Consider the following 18,231-nt stretch of genomic DNA (forward strand, 5'->3'; position numbering starts at 1 on the left):
GGTTCTCCGGCGGTGCAATGGTTTTTGGTGAGGGTCAGGCCGGCAGCGCGCGGTCCAGCAGAGCGTCGAAATCCACGCCCGCGCCCAGGGTGCCGAAACTGTAGCCCCAGTCGCCGCCCAGGCGCGATGCGCAGAAGGCGCCGAACACGCTGGCGGGCGCACTGCGGTACAGCAATGCCGCCTGCACGGCCAGGGCCACATCCTGCGCCAGGCGCCGGGCCTCGGCCTCGGTGGTCATGGCGTCCACGCGCAGCGGCAGCGCGCTGGCCATGCGGTCCAGCGCCGGGTGGGCGCCGCGCGCGGGGGCCAGCTCGTCGGCCAGGGCGGCGGCGGTGTCGGCGCGGCGCACGGCGCGCAGCAGGTCCAGCGCCATGATGTTGCCCGCCCCCTCCCAGATGGAGTTGAGCGGCATCTCGCGGTAGATGCGGGCCATGGTGCCTTCGCCGCCCTCCTCCACGTAGCCGTTGCCGCCCAGGCATTCCATGGCCTCCTGGGCGAACGCGCTGCCGCGCTTGCAGACCCAGAACTTGGCCACGGGCGTGAGCAGGCGCGCCATCACGGCCTCGTGCGGATCGGTGTCCTTCTTGTCGAAGGCGCTGGCCAGGCGGATGGACAGGGCCGTGGCGGCCTCGCTCTCCAGCGCCAGGTCGGCCAGCACGTTGCGCATCAGCGGCTGCTCGATCAGCTTCTTGCCGAAGGCCATGCGCTGGCGCGTGTGGTGCAGTGCCAGCGACAGCGCCTGGCGCATGAGGCCGCTGGTGCCCAGCGCGCAGTCCAGGCGCGTCATGGTGCCCATCTCCAGGATCTGGGCCACGCCGCGCCCCTCTTCGCCCACGCGCCAGGCCAGGGCATCGACGAACTCGACCTCGGAGCTGGCATTGGCATGGTTGCCCAGCTTGTCCTTGAGGCGCTGAATGCGGATGGCGTTGAGAGTCCCGTTCTCGCCCTCGCCTGGCAGCACGCGCGGCAGGAAGAAGCAGGTCAGCCCGCCCGGCGCCTGGGCCAGCACCAGGAAGGCATCGCACATGGGGGCCGAGAAGAACCATTTGTGGCCCGTGAGCCGGTAGCGCGCGCCCCAGGCGTCGTTGCCATCGGCCACGGCCTGGGTGGTGTTGGCGCGCACGTCCGAGCCGCCCTGCTTCTCGGTCATGCCCATGCCCATGGTGAGCGCGGACTTCTGCGAGAACAGTGCCAGGCGCGGGTCGTAGCGGGTGCTGGCCAGGCCGGCGCTCCAGTCGGCCCACACGGCAAGGTTGCCGCGCAGCGCCGGGGTGACGGCATAGCTCATGGAGACGGGGCACAGTACCGAGGGTTCGGTCTCGGTGAAGAGCATGAAGCCCGCCGCGCGCTCCACATGCGCATGCGCGGCGCCCGCATCCGTGCGCGACCAAGGCGTGGCGTGCAGTCCGTGGCGCAGCGCGGCACCGATCAGCGCGTGGTAGCTGGGGTGGAACTCCACCGCATCGGTGCGGCGGCCCACGCGGTCGTGCGTGTGCAGCTCGGGCTTGTGGGTGTTGGCCAGGCGCGCGTGCTCCTGCATCTGTGCCGAGCCCATCTCGGCGCCCAGGGCCGTGAGCGCGCTGCGGTCCAGCGCCGGCGCGTGCAGGTCCACGGCGTCCTGCAGCGGCCGGTTGCTGGTGTACAGGTTCACATCCGAGAGCGGCGCACTCTGGTTGAAAACCGTGTGCGTGGCGGAAACCGTGGCGGACAGAGAGGTCATGGTGCACTCCACAGCATTTCGATATGGGGGATGTCGTCCTCCAGGTACTCGTCCGACACCGCCACGAAACCCAGGCTGCCATAAAAGCGCTGCAGGTGCGCCTGGGCACTGATGCGCACGCTGTGGCCCGGCCACGCCTGCCGGCAGCGCGCCAGCCCTTCCTGCATCAGCAGCCGCCCGGTGCCATCGCCACGGGCTTCCTTCGCGGTCACCACACGGCCGATGGAAGGCTCGGGGTAGTTCACCCCCGGGTCCACCACGCGCAGGCAGGCCTGCAGCGCACCGGCACCATCGTAGCCCAGCAGGTGCCAGGACTGCTTGTCGGCCCCGTCCGGGTCCTGGTAGGGCCCCTGCTCCAGGATGAAGACCTTGCAGCGCAGGGCCAGCGTGTCGTGCAGCGCATGCACGCCGAGGTCATCGAAGCGGGCCCAGGTCCAGTGCAGGTTCAAAGCCATGAGCGCATGCGCTCCTTCAGATGAGTTTCACCAGTTGCTTGCCGAAGTTCTTGCCTTTGAGCAGGCCAAGGAAGGCTTCTGGCGCGGCGGCAATGCCTTCTGCGATGGTCTCGCGCGGGCGCAGCTTGCCGGTGCCCACCAGGGTGCCCAGCTCCTTCAGGGCCTCGGGCCAGACTTCCATGTGTTCGCTGACGATGAAGCCTTCGATCTTCATGCGGTTGATCAGCATCAGCGCGGGGTTGGCCATGGGCAGGGGCTGGCCATCATAGCCGGCGATCATGCCGCACAGGGCCACGCGGCTGAAGGCGTTCATGCGCAGCATCACGGCGTCCATGATCCAGCCGCCCACGTTCTCGAAGTAACCGTCGATCCCCTTGGGGCAGGCTTCCTTCAGTGCCTTGGACATCGCCTTCACATCGCTGTGCTCCTTGTAGTCGATGCAGGCGTCGAAACCCAGTTCTTCGACCGCGTAGCGGCACTTCTCGGCACCGCCGGCAATGCCCACGGCACGGCAGCCACGGGCTTTGGCCAGCGCGGCAAAGGCGCTGCCGACTGCGCCGGTGGCGGCGCTCACTACCACCGTGTCGCTTTCCTTGGGTGCGATGATCTTGACCAAGCCGTACCAGGCCGTCACGCCGGGCATGCCCACGGCGCCCAGGTAGTGCGACAGCGGCACATGCGTGGTGTCGACCTTGCGCAGGGCGCCGGGCGTGTTGGCGTCGACCACGCTGTACTCCTGCCAGCCGCCCATGCCCACGACCTTGTCGCCCACGGCGTACTTGGGGTTACGGCTCTCGGCCACCTCGCCCACCGTGCCGCCGATCATGACCTCGCCCAGGCCTTGCGATGCCGCGTAGCTCTTGCTCTCGTTCATGCGGCCGCGCATGTAGGGGTCCAGGCTCAGGAAATGGTGGCGCACCAGCACCTGGCCGTCCTGCAGCGCGGGCGTGTCGGTGGCGACGAGCTTGAAGTTGCCGGCCACGGCCTCGCCCTGCGGGCGGTTGTCGAGAACGATCTGTCGGTTGCGGGCCATGGGGAACTCCTTGGAAAATGATGTGAGATCGAAGGCTTGGGCCTTCGCAGGAAAAGTGGCAGCGTTCAGTCGCTGGAGATGGTCTTGAGCGGCTGCCCGGTGACAGGGTCCACCGCAGGGCGGCGCACGTATTTGAAAGTGCCGGTGGCATGGCTGCACAACCGGCCTTGCGCGTCATAGACCGAGGCCTCGGTGAAGGCCAGCGAGGCCGTGCGGTGCAGCAGGCGCCCCTTGGCCACCAGCGGGCCGCGCGCGGCCTGCATGAAGCTGGTCTTCATCTCGATGGTGACCACGCCGTGGTCCGGCGTCTCGCTGCGCGCGGCCGTGGCCATGGTCACGTCCAGCAAGGTCATGGTGGCGCCGCCGTGCGTGACCTCGAAGGAGTTGAGGTGCTCGGGCGCCGCCTCGTAGTGCAGCTCCGACTCGCCCTGCTGCATGCGGTGCAGCGTGAAGCCCAAGTGGCTGACAAAAGGAATGGGAACACCGAAATTCAGCACAGGCAACTCCAGAGCGCAAAAGGAAAGGCTGCAAGCATAGCCCCGCTGGAGGAGGCTGAAACCCTGCTGCCGACCCGGATTGGCAGGCCCGTGCGCCGTCGGCGCGCAGACCTCCTTGGCCAGCCTCAGCCGCCGGTGACGATGCTCACGCCGCCGTCCACGGCCAGCCATTGGCCGGTGATGTGCTTGCCGGCGTCCGACGCGTAGAGCGCGCACAGGCCCTTGAGGTCCTCATCGTCACCCAGGCGGCCCAGCGGGGCGTGGGCGGCCAGTGCCTCCTCACCCATGGCCTTCAAGGTGCCCACCGTCATCTTGCTCGGGAAGAAGCCCGGGCAGATGGCGTTGACGCGGATACCGTACTGGCCCCATTCGGCCGCCAGCGCACGCGTGAAGTTGATCACCGCGCCCTTGGAGGTGTTGTAAGCAATGGTGTTCATGCCCTTGGGGTTGCCGCCCAGGCCGGCAATGGACGCCACGTTGATGATGCTGCCGCTGCGCCGGCCGATCATGCTGTGCTTGGCGATGTGCTGCGACAGGATGAAATAGCCGCGCACGTTGAGGTTCATCACCTTGTCCCAGGCTTCCACCGGGTGGTCTTCGGCCGGCGCGCCCCAGGCGGCACCCGCGTTGTTGAGCAGGATGTCCACATGGCCCAGGCGCGCCAGGGTCTCGTCGCCCAGGCGGCGGATGTCGGCTTCGTTGGAGCAGTCGGCGGCGATCCACTGCGCATCGATGCCGGCGGCCTTCAGCTCTGCGGCGGCCTCTTCCAGGTCGGACGCCTTGCGCGAGCTCAGCAGCACCTTGGCGCCGGCTTCGCCCAGCGCCTGCGCCAGTTGCAGGCCCAGGCCGCGGGAGCCGCCGGTCACCAGGGCGGTCTTGCCGGTCAGGTCGAACAGTTGTTGGATGGTGCGGGTGGTCATGTGGTCGTCTCCTTCGGTTGTAGTCGGTGGGGCACAGGGCATGGTCGCCAAGCGCTCGAAAAAAGGGCAGCTCAGGAATTGTGCGACGCAACCAAAGTGCGCCGTGTCGCCTTTGCGATCCGGCGGGCAGTGTGCGGACTCAGGCGTCGGGCTTCAGGCGCGAGCGCACGCCGATCAGCACCACGCCCACGGCCACCAGCACGCCGCCGACGGCGGACAGCGCCCAGCCCAGCACCTCGTCGGCGCGTGCCGTGGCAAGGCCCAGCACCAGCGTGAGCAGGCCGCCGTAGATCAAGGCCCAGATGAGCTGGTGCATGCGCTCCAGTGTCTGCGGTGCGGTCATCAAAAGGCGTCCTCAGGGAAGACCGCGCAGGTCGCGTCGCGCGTGCTGACGACCTGCAGCCAGGCGCCGATCTTGGGCAGCTCGTAGTGGAAGAAAAAGCGCATGGCCCCCATTCTGCCCACACTTGCCGGCTGCGCCAGCGCGGCATCGGCGTGCAGCGTGGCCAGGGCCACGTCCAGCCAGACCCAGGCCAGCACCGTGTGGCCGAAGGCCTGCATGTAGGGCACGGCATTGGCCAGCGCATCGGCCGGCTGGCCCGTGGACCAGGCGGCCTTGGTGGCGGCGCCCACCTGCTGCAGCGCGCTGCCCAGGGCATTGGCGTGCGCAGCCAGCGCGGGCACCTGGATGGCACGCTCGATGGTGCCGTTGATGCGCGCGGCCAGCAACGAGAGGCCCCGGCCGTTTTCCATCAGCACCTTGCGGCCCAAGAGGTCCATGGCCTGGATGCCGTGCGTGCCTTCGTGGATCATGTTCAGGCGGTTGTCGCGCCAGTACTGCTCCACCGGGAAGTCGCGCGTGTAGCCATAGCCACCGTGGATCTGGATGGCCAGGCTGTTGGCCTCCAGGCACCACTCGCTGGGCCAGCTCTTGGCGATGGGAGTGAGCACTTCCAGCAGCAGGCGTGCCTCGTCGGCAGCGGCCGAATCGCCGGTGGCCTGCTCGTCCACCAGGCGTGCGCAGAACAGGTTGAGCGCCAGCGCGCCCTCGCCGTACGACTTTTGCGCCAGCAGCATGCGCTTGACATCGGCGTGCTCGATGATGCGCACCTGCGGCTGCGCCACGTCCTTGACCACGGCAGCCGCAGCGGCGTCCTTGTCCTTGGGGCCCTGCACCGGGCGGCCCTGGGGCCGGTTCCTGGCGTAGTCGAGGCTCGCGTAGTAGCCCGCCAGGCCGAGCATGGTCGCCGCCATGCCGATGCCGATGCGTGCCTCGTTCATCATGTGGAACATGCAGTGCAGGCCCTTGCCGGCCTGGCCGACGAGGTAGCCCACGGCCCCGGCCTCGCCGTCGACCGGGTACTTGCCCTCGCCGAAGTTGAGCAGCGTGTTGGTCGTGCCGCGCCAGCCGAGCTTGTGGTTCAGGCCCGCCAGCGCCACGTCGTTGCGCACGCCGGTCAGTTGGCCGTCGGTGTCCACCAGCTTCTTGGGCACGATGAACAGCGAGATGCCCTTGGTGCCGGGCACCAGCTTGCCGTCGGGCCCGGGGATCTTGGCCAGCACCAGGTGGATGATGTTCTCGGTGAGCTCGTGCTCGCCGGCCGAGATCCACATCTTGTTGCCCTTGAGGCGATAGCGCGGGCCCAGCGGGTCGCTCTCGAAGCCCTCCCCATCGGGCACGGCGCGCGTGGCCACGTCGCTCAGGCTGGAGCCGGCCTGGGGCTCCGACAGGCACATGGTGCCCGAGAAGCGCCCCGAGAATTCGTTGAGCGCGAACACCTTCTTCTGCGCCTCGGTGCCATGCACCATCAGCAGGTTGGCGTTGCCCACCGTGAGCAGGCCCGAGCCCATGCTGATCGATGCCACGGCAAAGAAGCTGTTGGCCGCGGCCTCCACCGTGTAGGGCAGCTGCATGCCGCCGATGTCGTAGTCCTGCGCGGCGCTGAGCATGCCCGAAGCCGCGTAGGCCTTCTGCGCGTCGTGGGTGCACTGGGGCAGCGTGACCTTCTCGCCGTCGAAGTGCGGCTCCTGGGTATCCACCGTGCGGTTGAACGGCGCGTACTTCTCGCGCGCGATGCGCTCGCAGGTGTCGAGCACGGCATCGAAGGTGTCGCGCGAATGGTCGGCAAAGCGCTCGCGCTCGGGCAGGGTCTGCGCATGCAGCCACTGGTACAGAAGGAATTCGACGGTGGGGCGAAGGCTCATGTGTGAAAACCCTGGAGAAAACGCGCACACAGCGCAGGGATGGGCCACCGGACCGCACCGCCGCCGCACGGTGCGGCGGTCACATGCCTGGCGGCTGCTACTTCTTGTGGTTCAGGACGACTTCGGAAAAGCACCAGTAGTCCATGTCGTCATCGGGGTTCTGCTGGCAGTTGTTCTCGCCGATCTGCAGGCGGCGCGCGCCGGCCGGCAGGCTGGCGAACTGGATTTTCAAGGTCTTGCGCTTGCCGGGACGGATCTGGTCCATGCCGTTTTCGCACGACATCAGGCCCGTGCTGCTTTCCTGCTTGAGCACCTTGCCGCTGTCCAGGTCCTTGAGCGTGAAGGATTCCGGCTTGGCACTGGGATGGGCACAGGCCTCGACAATGTCCCGCTTGCTGCTGTTGCGCAGCACGATGGTCACCGTGGTGCGCTCGGGCGTGATGGCCACCTCCTGCAGGATGGTGTCGGGATCATCGGCCAGCGGCTGGTTGAGCCGGTAGCTCTGCGCATGGGCAACAGTGCCTGCAGTGGATACGACCAGAACGGCCAGGGCTGCGCAAACCTTCGTGAACATGGATGGATCTCTCTTGATGGAATGGTGATTGTTGTAGACCTGGGGCGGCGCGCAGCAATGGCACACCGCCTGCAGACCGGCCGCTGAAACGGCCGGTCTGCATTGTCCCCAAACCCGGTGTGAGCAAACGTAAGCGCCGTAACGCCTGCGCGCCCCCACTCACCAGGCATCCATCAGAGCACTTCGAAGATGCCCGCAGCACCCATGCCGCCGCCGATGCACATGGTCACCGCCACGCGCTTGGCACCGCGGCGCTTGCCTTCGATCAGGGCGTGGCCCGTCAGGCGCTGGCCCGACACACCGTAGGGATGGCCCACGGCGATGGCACCCCCATTGACGTTCAGGCGGTCGGCCGGAATGCCCAGCTTGTCGCGGCAGTACAGCACCTGCACGGCGAAGGCCTCGTTCAGCTCCCACAGGTCGATGTCGTTGACCGTGAGGCCCAGCTTCTTGAGCACCTTGGGCACGGCGAACACCGGGCCGATGCCCATTTCGTCGGGCTCGCAGCCGGCCACGGCAAAACCGAGGAAACGGCCCAGGGGTTTGAGGCCCTTCTTGCTGGCGTACTCTTCGCTCACCACCACGCAGGCGCCGGCGCCGTCGGAGAACTGGCTGGCATTGCCGGCCGAGATCAGGCCGCCGGGCAGCGCCGAGCGCAGGCCGCTGATCGACTCGACCGTCGTGCCTTCGCGCGTGCCTTCGTCCTTGCTCAGGGTGACCTGCTTGGTGATCAGGCCCAGGTTCTTGTCGGCCACGCCGGCCGTCACGGTGATGGGGGCGATCTCGGCATCGAACAGGCCGGCGGCCTGGGCCGCGCAGGCCTTTTGCTGGCTGGCGGCGCCGTACTCGTCCATGGCTTCACGGCCGATGTTGTAGCGCTTGGCCACCTGCTCGGCGGTCTGCAGCATGCTCCAGTAGATCTCGGGCTTGACCTTGTCCAGGGCCAGGTCGCGCAGCATGTGGAGGTTCATTTCCTGCTGCACGCAGGAGATGCTTTCCACGCCGCCGGCCACGTACACATCGGCTTCGCCGGCGATGATGCGCTGGGCCGCCAGGGCGATGGTCTGCAGGCCCGAAGAGCAGAAACGGTTGACCGTGACGCCCGATGCCGTCACCGGCAGGCCGGCGGCCAGCGCGATCTGGCGTGCGATGTTGGCGCCGGTGGCGCCTTCGGGGTTGGCACAGCCCATGATGACGTCTTCGACGTCGGCGCCGTCGATGCCGGCACGCTCGATGGCGTGCTTGACGGCATGGCCGCCCAGCGTGGCGCCGTGGGTCATGTTGAGGGCACCCTTCCAGCTCTTGGCGAGCGGGGTACGGGCGGTGGAAACGATCACTGCGGAGGTCATGGAAAAATCCTTTCAGGGGTGGAACGCACCGATGGTCGCCAGGGGCGTGCGCATCCGGTGCGGCTTCACTGCATCAATCGGTGGTTCGCTCAGGCGAACGCCTTGCCTTCGGCGGCCAGCTTGGCCAGCAGCGGCGCGGGCTTCCAGAACGCCGCATCGTCGTTGGGGTTCTTGGCAAAGCGGTCCATGGCCTGCACCACGTTGAACAGGCCCACTTCGCTGGCGTAGTGCATGGGACCGCCGCGGTAGATGGGGAAGCCATAACCCGTGAGGTAGACCATGTCGATGTCGCCGGACTTGCTGGCAATGCCGTCTTCCAGGATGTGCGCGCCTTCGTTGACCAGGGCGAACACCAGGCGCTGCACGATTTCCTCGTCGGAGATCTTGCGCGGCGTAATGCCCAGCTCCTTGCGGTGGTCTTCGATCATCTTGTTGACCAGATCGCTCGGGATCGCATCGCGCTTGCCGGCCTGGTAGTCGTACCAGCCCGCGCCGGTCTTCTGGCCGAAGCGGCCCAGCTCGCAGAGCTTGTCGGCCGTGCGGCTGTACTTCATGTCGGCGCGCTCGACGGCGCGGCGCTTGCGGATCGCCCAGCCGATGTCGTTGCCGGCCAGGTCGCCCATGCGGAACGGGCCCATGGCAAAGCCGAACTTCTCGACCGCCTTGTCCACCTGCTGGGGCGTGCAGCCCTCGTCCAGCAGGAAGCCGGCCTGGCGGCTGTACTGCTCGATCATGCGGTTGCCGATGAAGCCGTCGCACACGCCCGAGACCACCGAAGTCTTCTTGATCTTCTTGCCAATGGCCATCACGGTGGCCAGTACGTCCTTGCTGGTCTTGGCGCCACGCACCACTTCCAGCAGCTTCATCACGTTGGCGGGGCTGAAGAAGTGCATGCCCACCACGTCCTCGGGGCGCTTGGTGAAGGCGGCAATCTTGTCCACGTCCAGCGTGGAGGTGTTGGAGGCCAGGATGGCACCGGGCTTCATCACGGCGTCGAGTTGCTTGAACACGGTTTCCTTGACGCCAAGTTCCTCGAACACGGCCTCGATCACGAGGTCGGCGTCCTTGAGGTCGGCGTAGTCGAGCGTGGTCGTCAAGAGGGCCATGCGCTGCGCGTACTTGTCCTCCTTGAGCTTGCCCTTCTTGACCTGGGCTTCGTAGTTCTTCTTGATCGTGGCCACGCCGCGGTCCAGGGCTTCCTGCTTGGTCTCCAGGATCTTGACGGGGATGCCGGCGTTCAGGAAGTTCATGGAGATGCCGCCACCCATGGTGCCGGCACCGATCACGGCGACCGACTTGATCTCGCGCTTCGCCGTGTCCGAAGGCACGTCGGGGATCTTGGAGGCGGCGCGCTCGGCCATGAACAGGTGGCGCAGGGCGCGCGACTCGGGGGTCCACATCAGGTTGATGAAGACCTCGCGCTCGAACAGCATGCCGTCGGCGAACTTGCGCTTGGTGGCGGCTTCGACCGCGTCCACGCACTTGGCGGGCGCGGGGTAGTTCTTGGCCATGCCCTTGACCATGTTGCGCGCGAACTGGAAGTACGCGTCGCCCTCAGGGTGCTTGCAAGGCAGGTTGCGCACCAGCGGCAGGGGGCGCACATCGGCCACGCTCTGGGCAAAGGCCAGGGCTTCGGCGGCCAGCGCTTCGGCGGAGGCGGCCATCTTGTCGAACAGCTTCTGGCCGGGCACGGCGCCGATCATCTCGCTCTTGACGGGTTCGCCGCTGACGATGAGGTTCAGGGCCGCTTCCACGCCCAGCACGCGCGGCAGGCGCTGCGTGCCGCCGGCGCCGGGGATCAGGCCGAGCTTGACTTCGGGCAGCGCAATGGCGCAACCGGGCGCCGCAATGCGGTAGTGGCAGCCCAGGGCCAGCTCCAGCCCGCCGCCCATGGCGACGGTGTGCATGGCGGCCACGACGGGCTTGGCCGAGTTCTCGATGGCGGCGATCACCGACAGCAGATTGGGTTCCTGCAGGGACTTGTCGGTGCCGAACTCCTTGATGTCGGCGCCGCCGGAAAACGCACCACCCGCGCCGGTGACGACGATGGACGTGACCGCTGCATCGGCATTGGCGCGGCCCAGGCCCTCCACGATGCCTTGGCGGGTTGCCAGGCCCAGTCCGTTGACGGGGGGGTTGGCCAGGGTGATCACGGCAACGGAGCCGTGGACTTTGTATTCAGCGGTCATGCTGTTGTTCCTTGGAGAGTGAAAAAGAACGATCGTGCGTTTTTATTGTAGAGACTTAGCGCGGCCCTGGCGTGTCAATTTGTCCCCGGGGGGACATGGCCTTGAGCCGCCCAACCGCCTCGCCGGACAAAAAAAGAGGCGCCAGGACAATCCAGGCGCCTCCTTTGCCCCATCACTGGCTGTGGCAGGGCCCATAGCCCTTGAGCCGGGAGTGGCCAAAGCCAGCGCTCCCGCGCAAGGGCCGCCCCGCCGCGCTGGGAGCGTCCCCCTCAGGGGGGGAAGGCGCGAAGCGACTCAGGGGGGAGCTCATACCTCCAGCCACTCCTTGCGGATGTAGTTGTCGGCACGCAGGCTGTCGGGCGTGCCCTGGAAGACGATGGAGCCATGGCCCATCACCAGTGCGCGGTCCGAGATCTTCATGGCGATGGTCAGCTTCTGCTCGATCAACAGCACGGAGATACCGCGCGCCTTGATGGTCTGCAGGTACTGGCCGACCAGCTCGACGATCTTGGGCGCCAGGCCTTCGGTGGGCTCATCGATGATGATCAGGTCCGGGTCGCCCATGAGCGTGCGGCACAGCGTGAGCATCTGCTGCTCGCCGCCGGACATCACGCCCGCCTCGGTGTGCTGGCGCTCCTTGAGGCGCGGAAACAGCTCGTACATGTCGTCGAACGACCAGCGGCTGCCCTTGCCGTTGCCCTTCTGGCCGAGCAGCAGGTTCTGGTGCACGGTGAGGTTGGGGAACACGTCGCGGCTCTCGGGCACGTAGCCCAGGCCCAGGTGGGCGATCTCGTAGGCCTTCTTGCCGTTGAGGTCCTGGCCCTTGAACTGCAGCGTGCCCTCCCAGTCCACCAGGCCCATGATGGCCTTGGCGGTGGTGGATCGGCCCGATCCGTTGCGCCCGAGCAGGGCCACGATCTCGCCGGGCTGCACGTCGAAGCTCACACCATGCAGCACATGGCTCTTGCCGTAATAGGCGTGGAGGTTGTCAATTTTCAGCATAAGTAATCAGTGTCCCGCGCCCTGCTCGTCGGCGACCGCCGAACCCAGGTAGGCCTCCTGCACGCGCGCATTGGCGCGCACCTTGTCGGGGGTGTCGAAGGCGATGACCTCGCCATAGACCACCACGGCGATCTTGTCGGCCAGGCCGAACACCACGCCCATGTCGTGCTCCACGGTGAGCAGGGTGCGGCCCTCGGTCACCTCCTTGATGAGGCCGATGAAGCGCGTGGTCTCGCTCTTGCTCATGCCGGCCGTGGGCTCGTCCAGCAGGATGACGTTGGCGCCACCGGCGATGGTGATGCCGATCTCCAGGGCGCGCTGCTCGGCATAGGTCAGGTTCATGGCCAGCGTGTCGCGCTTCTTGTCGAGCTTGATCATCTCCATGAGTTCCTTGGCACGCTGGTTGGCATCGTGCAGGTTCGACAGGAAGCGCAGGAAGGTGTACTTGTAGCCCATGCTCCACAGCACGCCACAGCGCAGGTTCTCGAACACGCTCAGCTTGGGAAAGATGTTCGTGATCTGGAAGCTGCGCGACAGCCCCATGCGGTTGATCTCGTAGGGGGCCAGGCCGTTGATGCGCTGGCCATTGAGGATCACGTCGCCGCTGGTGGGGGCGAAACGGCCGCTGATGAGGTTGAACAGGGTGGACTTGCCGGCGCCGTTGGGGCCGATGATGGCCACGCGTTCGCCGGGGGCCACCACCAGGTTGGCGCCGCGGATGATCTCGGTCTTGCCGAAGCTCTTGCGCAGGTCACGCAGTTCGAGCGCGCAGGACGAGGCGGATGGGTTGGCGGTCATGGTGTTGCTCACAGCGCCTCTCCCCGCTTGATCGCATGTTCGATTTCTTCCTGGATGGTGCTCCACTGGCGCAGGAACTGGCGCCGGCACATTTCGAAGAGCGCCAGGCCGGTGACGAACACGAAGCCCGCACCGAACCAGGCCGTGAGACCCTTGGCGTCGATCATGGCGCCCATGAACTTGAGTTCGGACCCCAGGGCTGCGTTGAGCTGCAGGTGGTAGGTCATCTCCACCATGCAGGCCGCGCCCAGCACGGCCACCAGGCCGGTGCCGGCCAGGCCCAGGTAGGACACCCACAGCTGGCGCAGCTTGCCGAACTTGGCGACACGCAGGTTCATCATGATCAGGCTGGCGATGCCGCCAGGCGCATACATCACCATGAACAGGAACACCAGGCCCAGGTACAAGAGCCATGCCTTGGAGATCTCGGACAGCAGCACCGAGGCCAGCACCAGCAGCACGGCGCCGATGATGGGGCCGAAGAAGAAGGTGGCCCCGCCCAGGAAGGTGAACAGCAGGTAGCCACCCGAGCGCAGCACGTTCACGCTGTCCGCGCCGGTCACGATCTCGAAGTTGATGGTGGCCAGCCCGCCGCCAATGCCGGCGAAGAAGCCCGCGATGATGAACGCGAAGTAGCGCACGCGCTGCGTGTTGTAGCCGATGAACTCCACGCGCTCGGGGTTGTCGCGCACCGCATTCAGGATGCGGCCGAGCGGCGTGCCCGTGAAGGCGAACATGGCGGCCGTGCAGACGAAGCAGTAGGCCGCGATCAGGTAGTACACCTGCATGCCCGAACCGAAGTTCAGCCCGAAGAAGGGCTTGCCGTACACGCGGTCGGTGGTGATGCCGCCCTCGCCGCCGAAGAACTCGGGGAACATCAGTGCCATCGAGGCCACGAGCTCGCCGATGCCCAGCGTGATCATGGCGAAGGTGGTGCCTGACTTCTTGGTGGTCACGAAGCCGAGCAGGATCGCGAAGAACATGCCGGCCAGCCCGCCGACCAGCGGAATGAGCACCAGCGGGATCGGCAGCTCGCCCTTGCCCGCCATGTTCATGGCGTGGATGGCGATGAAAGAGCCCAGGCCCGTGTACACCGCATGCCCGAAGCTGAGCATGCCGCCCTGCCCCAGGAGGATGTTGTAGGACAGGCAGATGATGATCAGGTAGCCGATCTGCGAGAGCATGGTCAGGGCCAGGCTGCTGCGGAACACGTGCGGTGCCACGATCAGCATCGCGGCGAACAGCGACCAGATGACGAGGCGGCCCACGTTCCAGGGCTTGAAGCGGTAGTGCGCAACCCCCTGCGAGGCGGCGTGCGGGTTGGCGTGCGGTGCGGCGCCGGAGACGGTAGTGGTGGATGAGGTCATGGCATCAGTCCTCGCGGGTGCCCAGAAGGCCCTTGGGACGGAAGATCAGGATGAGCACCAGGAACAGGTACGGAAGAATGGGCGCCACCTGGGAGATGGTGAGCTTGAGCAGCGGGTAGCCGAAGGTCTGGTCGGTGACGGCCACACCGAGCGGGCGCAGCACGTGGATCATCGAATAGTCGAGCGCCACGGCGAAGGTCTGCACCACGCCGATGAGCAGCGAGGCCAGGAAGGCCCCCGCGAGCGAACCCATGCCACCGACCACCACCACCACGAAGATGATGGAACCGACCGACGCCGCCATGGCGGGCTCGGTGACGTAGGTATTGCCGCCGATCACGCCGGCCAGGCCGGCCAGGGCCGCGCCGCCGCCGAACACCAGCATGAACACGCGCGGCACGTTGTGGCCCAGGGCCTCGACCATCTCGGGGTACTTGAGTGCCGCCTGGATCACCAGGCCGATGCGGGTGCGCGTGAGCAGCAGCCACACGGACAGCAGCATCAGGATGGCGATCAGCATCACGAACGAGCGCGACTTGGGGAACTGCGTGCCGTACAGGCTGAACAGCGGGCCCTGCAGTTGCTCGGGCAGGCCGTAGGGCACGGTGGCACGGCCCCAGACCAGTTGCACGACTTCCAGGATCAGGTAGGACAGGCCGAAGGTCACGAGCAACTCGGGCACATGGCCGAACTTGTGCACGCGGCGCAGGCAGTAGCGCTCGAACGCGGCGCCCAGCGCGAACACGATGAGCGGGGCGATCACCAGCGCCGGCCAGAAGCCGATGACGCTGGAGATGCTGAAGGCAAAGTAGGCGCCCAGCATGTAGAAGCTGGTGTGTGCAAAGTTGAGCACACCCATCATGCTGAAAATCAGAGTGAGTCCCGAGCTCAGCATGAACAGCAGCAGCCCGTAGCTCACGCCGTTGAGCAGGGAGATCACGAAAAACTCAGGATTCATTGGAATTTTTCAGGTCAAGGGTAAAAAAAAGGCCCGAGCCAGGTCGGGCCTAGAGAACAACAGCCTCGCTTACGGACGCTTCATCTGGCACGAGGTGGGCGTGCTGGCCACATAGGGCTCGTAGTACTTCACGGGCACGAAGGTGTAGCCGGTGCTCTCCGAGTCGAGCGGGAACTTGCCGCCCGCCTTCTCCCACTTGGAGATGAACAGGCCCTGCTGCAGCTGGTGGTCGGCCTTGCGCATCTCGACTTCGCCGTTGAAGCTCTTGAATTTCATGCCTTCCATGGTCGCAGCCACCTTGACGGGGTCGGTGGACTTGGCTTTCACGAAGGCATCGGTGAGCATCGAGAACGCGTGGAACACGGAACCGGTGTACATGTCGTCGTTGAACTTCTTCTTGTAGTCCACCACGATCTTGTTGAGCTCGCCCGGCAGGTTGATGTGCGCGTAGGCCACCATGTACACACGGCCTGCGGCTGCTGCGCCCATGGCCGTGGGGCTGCCGGTGACCGAACCGTAGTAGGTGTAGAAGTTGACGTTGTTCAGGCCGGCGTCGTTGGCGGCCTTGATCAGGAGGGCCAGGTCCGAGCCCCAGTTGCCGGTGATCACGCTGTCGGCGCCCGACTGCTTGATCTTGGCGATGTAGGGCGAGAAGTCCCGCACCTGGGCCAGGGGGTGCAGGTCGTCGCCGACGAATTTCACGTCAGGGCGCTTGCGGGCCATCATTTCCTTGGCGAACTTGGAGACCTGGTGTCCGTGCGAGTAGTTCTGGTTGATCAGGTAGACCTTCTTGACTTCGGGCAGGTCCTTCATGAACGTGGTCAGCGCTTCCATCTTCATGGAGGTGTCTGCGTCCAGGCGGAAGTGCCAGTAGCTGCACTTGCTGTTGGTCAGGTCCGGGTCCACGGCGGCGTAGTTCAGGAAGACGACTTCCTTGCCGGGGTTGCGTGCGTTGTGCTTTTCCAGCGCATCCATGATCGCCAGGGCCGGGCCCGAGCCGTTGCCCTGCACCACGTAGCGCGCGCCCTGGTCCATGGCCGAGCGCAGGGCGCTGGTGGTTTCCTGCGGGCTGAGCTTGTTGTCGATGCCGATGATCTCGAATTTCACCCCGGCAGCGTTCTTCTTGTTGAACTCTTCGGAGATGAACTGGAAGCTCTTGAGCTGGTTGGTGCCCACGGCCGCCATCAGGCCCGAAAGCGGATCAAGCCAGGCGATCTTGACGGTCTCACCTTTTTGAGCGAACGCCGCGCCAGCGCTCGCCAACAGGACGGTGGCTGCTACAGCCTTCATAGCGAATTTCATGGTTCTGTCTCCTTGTAAATCGACACGACGCAGCGTACCGCGTTGCAACACGACGCCCCTCAGGGATTGCCCCTACCGGCGTCGCACACGTGACTGGAAGGCGCTCCCCCGAGCGCCGCACCAGCCTGGGGCAGCACTGGAAACCGCCCTCGCGACGCTCGCGAAGACCTGTCCAGCACGGCCCCGGGATCACAGGCCCGGGAGCCTGTAATCCTTGAGTTGCTCACGCAACTTCGTCTTGAGCATCTTGCCGGTGGCACCGATCGGAATCGCCTCCACGAACACCACGTCATCGGGGATCTGCCACTTGGCGGTCTTGCCCTCGAAAAAGGCCAGCAGTTCCTCGCGCGTGACCTCGGCCCCGGGGCGCTTGACCACGGCCACGATGGGGCGCTCGTCCCACTTGGGGTGCGGCATGCCCACGCAGGCGGCCATGGCGATGGCCGGGTGGGCCATGGCGATGTTCTCGATGTCGATGGAGCTGATCCACTCGCCGCCGGACTTGATCACGTCCTTGCTGCGGTCGGTGATCTGCATGAAGCCGTCGGCGTCGATGGTGGCCACGTCGCCGGTCGGGAACCAGCCCCGGCCCTGCGCATCCTTGACCAGCGGATGGCCGCCCTCGCCCTTGAAGTAGCTGTCCACGATCCACGGCCCCTTGACCAGCAGGTCGCCATAGGTCTTGCCATCCCAGGGCAGTTCCTCGCCATCGGCGCCGACGATCTTCATGTCCACGCCGTAGATGGCGCGGCCCTGCTTGAGCAGGATCTTCATCTGCTCTTCCTTGGGCATCGCCAGGTGCTTGTTCTTCAGGGTGCACAGCGTGCCCAGCGGGCTCATCTCGGTCATGCCCCAGGCGTGCAGCACCTCCACACCGAAGTCTTCCTTGAAGGCGTGGATCATCGCGGGCGGGCAGGCCGAGCCACCGATGACGGTGCGCTTGAGCGTGGAGAACTTCAGGCCCGCAGGCTTCATGTGGCCGAGCATCATCTGCCACACGGTGGGCACGCCGGCGGCGTAGGTGACCTTCTCGGACTCGATGAGTTCGTAGATCGACTTGCCGTCCATGGCCGGGCCAGGGAACACCAGTTTGCAGCCCGTGAGCGCGGCCGAGTACGGGATGCCCCAGGCATTGACGTGGAACATGGGCACCACGGGCAGCACCGAGTCGCGCGCCGACAGGCACATCACGTCGGGCAGCGCAGCGGCGTAGGCATGCAGCGTGGTCGAGCGGTGGCTGTAGAGCGCGGCCTTGGGGTTGCCCGTGGTGCCGCTGGTGTAGCACATGCTCGATGCAGAGTTCTCATCGAACTCGGGCCAGGCGTAGTCGGGCGAGTGCGCGCCGATCCAGGCTTCGTAGCTCGTGAGACCGGGGATGCCTGAATCTGCGGGCAGTTTGTCCGCATCGCACAGTGCCACCCATTTCTTCACCGTGGTGCACTTGGCATGCACCGCCTGCACCAGGGGCAGGAAGGTCAGGTCAAAGCACAGCACCTGGTCTTCGGCATGGTTGGCGATCCAGGCGATCTGCTCGGGGTGCAGGCGCGGGTTGATGGTGTGCAGCACGCGGCCCGAGCCGCTCACACCGAAGTACATCTCCATGTGGCGGTAGCCGTTCCAGGCCAGCGTGGCCACGCGGTCGCTGAACTGCAGGCCCAACCCGTCGAGCGCATTGGCCAGGCGGCGCGCGCGCTGGCCCAGGTCCTTGTAGGTATAGCGGTGGATGTCGCCCTCCACGCGCCGCGAGACGATTTCGGCGTCGCCATGGTGGCGTTCTGCGAACTCGATCAGCGACGAGATCAACAGGGGTTGGCTCTGCATCAGGCCCAGCATGTGTGCTCCTTGGATATTGTGGTGAAGTG

16 protein-coding genes are annotated in these 18,231 nt (G+C 66.1%); all 16 read right to left on the reverse strand.

The features are described 5' to 3' along the window. Positions 1 to 34: 34 nt before the first annotated feature. The 16 genes from U5N23_RS04580 to U5N23_RS04655 all read right to left on the reverse strand — a co-directional run bounded on the left by U5N23_RS04580 (position 35) and on the right by U5N23_RS04655 (position 18,202). Positions 35 to 1,720, reverse strand: a complete 1,686-nt coding sequence (locus tag U5N23_RS04580; RefSeq protein ID WP_322591654.1) for an isovaleryl-CoA dehydrogenase — start codon at positions 1,718 to 1,720, stop codon at positions 35 to 37. After that, positions 1,717 to 2,175 (reverse strand): GNAT family N-acetyltransferase, encoded by a 459-nt coding sequence (locus U5N23_RS04585; protein ID WP_322591655.1) that lies wholly within the window; start codon positions 2,173 to 2,175, stop codon positions 1,717 to 1,719. The genes U5N23_RS04580 and U5N23_RS04585 overlap by 4 nt, the downstream gene beginning before the upstream one ends. Positions 2,176 to 2,191: 16 nt before the next feature. Then, complete coding sequence (locus U5N23_RS04590; RefSeq protein ID WP_322591656.1) at positions 2,192 to 3,208, reverse strand: NADP-dependent oxidoreductase; 1,017 nt, start codon at positions 3,206 to 3,208, stop codon at positions 2,192 to 2,194. A 65-nt stretch (positions 3,209 to 3,273) separates the two neighbouring features. Next, positions 3,274 to 3,705: a PaaI family thioesterase gene (locus U5N23_RS04595; protein WP_322591657.1), complete on the reverse strand. Its 432-nt coding sequence runs from the start codon at positions 3,703 to 3,705 to the stop codon at positions 3,274 to 3,276. A gap of 125 nt (positions 3,706 to 3,830) precedes the next feature. Beyond that, positions 3,831 to 4,625, reverse strand: a complete 795-nt coding sequence (locus U5N23_RS04600; RefSeq protein ID WP_322591658.1) for an SDR family oxidoreductase — start codon at positions 4,623 to 4,625, stop codon at positions 3,831 to 3,833. 139 nt (positions 4,626 to 4,764) lie between these two features. Then, positions 4,765 to 4,968 (reverse strand): hypothetical protein, encoded by a 204-nt coding sequence (locus tag U5N23_RS04605; RefSeq protein WP_322591659.1) that lies wholly within the window; start codon positions 4,966 to 4,968, stop codon positions 4,765 to 4,767. Then, complete coding sequence (locus U5N23_RS04610) at positions 4,968 to 6,830, reverse strand: acyl-CoA dehydrogenase (RefSeq protein WP_322591660.1); 1,863 nt, start codon at positions 6,828 to 6,830, stop codon at positions 4,968 to 4,970. The genes U5N23_RS04605 and U5N23_RS04610 overlap by 1 nt, the downstream gene beginning before the upstream one ends. A 97-nt stretch (positions 6,831 to 6,927) precedes the next feature. Further along, a complete protein-coding gene (locus U5N23_RS04615) occupies positions 6,928 to 7,404 on the reverse strand; it encodes a hypothetical protein (protein WP_322591661.1) in 477 nt (158 codons plus the stop codon). A gap of 173 nt (positions 7,405 to 7,577) precedes the next feature. Then, on the reverse strand, positions 7,578 to 8,753 hold the full coding sequence (locus U5N23_RS04620) for an acetyl-CoA C-acyltransferase (RefSeq protein ID WP_322591662.1): 1,176 nt from the start codon (positions 8,751 to 8,753) through the stop codon (positions 7,578 to 7,580). 89 nt (positions 8,754 to 8,842) lie between these two features. Next, entirely contained in the window at positions 8,843 to 10,942 is a 2,100-nt protein-coding gene (locus U5N23_RS04625) for a 3-hydroxyacyl-CoA dehydrogenase NAD-binding domain-containing protein (RefSeq protein ID WP_322591663.1), read from the reverse strand. Positions 10,943 to 11,248: 306 nt separating this feature from the next. After that, positions 11,249 to 11,944 carry an ABC transporter ATP-binding protein gene (locus U5N23_RS04630; protein WP_322591664.1) on the reverse strand — a complete coding sequence of 232 codons (696 nt, stop codon included), beginning with the start codon at positions 11,942 to 11,944 and terminating at the stop codon, positions 11,249 to 11,251. A 6-nt stretch (positions 11,945 to 11,950) separates the two neighbouring features. Next, positions 11,951 to 12,742 (reverse strand): ABC transporter ATP-binding protein, encoded by a 792-nt coding sequence (locus tag U5N23_RS04635; protein ID WP_322591665.1) that lies wholly within the window; start codon positions 12,740 to 12,742, stop codon positions 11,951 to 11,953. Between the two features lie 8 nt (positions 12,743 to 12,750). After that, positions 12,751 to 14,109: a branched-chain amino acid ABC transporter permease gene (locus U5N23_RS04640; protein WP_322591666.1), complete on the reverse strand. Its 1,359-nt coding sequence runs from the start codon at positions 14,107 to 14,109 to the stop codon at positions 12,751 to 12,753. 4 nt (positions 14,110 to 14,113) lie between these two features. Further along, entirely contained in the window at positions 14,114 to 15,067 is a 954-nt protein-coding gene (locus tag U5N23_RS04645; protein ID WP_322591667.1) for a branched-chain amino acid ABC transporter permease, read from the reverse strand. A gap of 69 nt (positions 15,068 to 15,136) precedes the next feature. Continuing rightward, positions 15,137 to 16,369 (reverse strand): branched-chain amino acid ABC transporter substrate-binding protein, encoded by a 1,233-nt coding sequence (locus tag U5N23_RS04650; RefSeq protein ID WP_322591668.1) that lies wholly within the window; start codon positions 16,367 to 16,369, stop codon positions 15,137 to 15,139. Positions 16,370 to 16,558: 189 nt separating this feature from the next. Further along, complete coding sequence (locus tag U5N23_RS04655; protein WP_322591669.1) at positions 16,559 to 18,202, reverse strand: 3-(methylthio)propionyl-CoA ligase; 1,644 nt, start codon at positions 18,200 to 18,202, stop codon at positions 16,559 to 16,561. Positions 18,203 to 18,231 lie beyond the last annotated feature (29 nt).

It is taken from the genome of Acidovorax sp. (assembly GCF_034519795.1).
Taxonomy (GTDB): Bacteria; Pseudomonadota; Gammaproteobacteria; order Burkholderiales; family Burkholderiaceae_C; genus Acidovorax.

Coding starts and splice junctions, on each gene's coding strand:
- U5N23_RS04640 (WP_322591666.1), bottom strand. CDS start 14,109: ATGACCTCATCCACCACTACCGTCTCCGGCGCCGCACCGCACGCCAAC.
- U5N23_RS04635 (WP_322591665.1), bottom strand. CDS start 12,742: ATGACCGCCAACCCATCCGCCTCGTCCTGCGCGCTCGAACTGCGTGAC.
- U5N23_RS04650 (WP_322591668.1), bottom strand. CDS start 16,369: ATGAAATTCGCTATGAAGGCTGTAGCAGCCACCGTCCTGTTGGCGAGC.
- U5N23_RS04585 (WP_322591655.1), bottom strand. CDS start 2,175: ATGGCTTTGAACCTGCACTGGACCTGGGCCCGCTTCGATGACCTCGGC.
- U5N23_RS04655 (WP_322591669.1), bottom strand. CDS start 18,202: ATGCTGGGCCTGATGCAGAGCCAACCCCTGTTGATCTCGTCGCTGATC.
- U5N23_RS04625 (WP_322591663.1), bottom strand. CDS start 10,942: ATGACCGCTGAATACAAAGTCCACGGCTCCGTTGCCGTGATCACCCTG.
- U5N23_RS04615 (WP_322591661.1), bottom strand. CDS start 7,404: ATGTTCACGAAGGTTTGCGCAGCCCTGGCCGTTCTGGTCGTATCCACT.
- U5N23_RS04620 (WP_322591662.1), bottom strand. CDS start 8,753: ATGACCTCCGCAGTGATCGTTTCCACCGCCCGTACCCCGCTCGCCAAG.
- U5N23_RS04630 (WP_322591664.1), bottom strand. CDS start 11,944: ATGCTGAAAATTGACAACCTCCACGCCTATTACGGCAAGAGCCATGTG.
- U5N23_RS04580 (WP_322591654.1), bottom strand. CDS start 1,720: ATGACCTCTCTGTCCGCCACGGTTTCCGCCACGCACACGGTTTTCAAC.
- U5N23_RS04605 (WP_322591659.1), bottom strand. CDS start 4,968: ATGACCGCACCGCAGACACTGGAGCGCATGCACCAGCTCATCTGGGCC.
- U5N23_RS04590 (WP_322591656.1), bottom strand. CDS start 3,208: ATGGCCCGCAACCGACAGATCGTTCTCGACAACCGCCCGCAGGGCGAG.
- U5N23_RS04600 (WP_322591658.1), bottom strand. CDS start 4,625: ATGACCACCCGCACCATCCAACAACTGTTCGACCTGACCGGCAAGACC.
- U5N23_RS04645 (WP_322591667.1), bottom strand. CDS start 15,067: ATGAATCCTGAGTTTTTCGTGATCTCCCTGCTCAACGGCGTGAGCTAC.
- U5N23_RS04610 (WP_322591660.1), bottom strand. CDS start 6,830: ATGAGCCTTCGCCCCACCGTCGAATTCCTTCTGTACCAGTGGCTGCAT.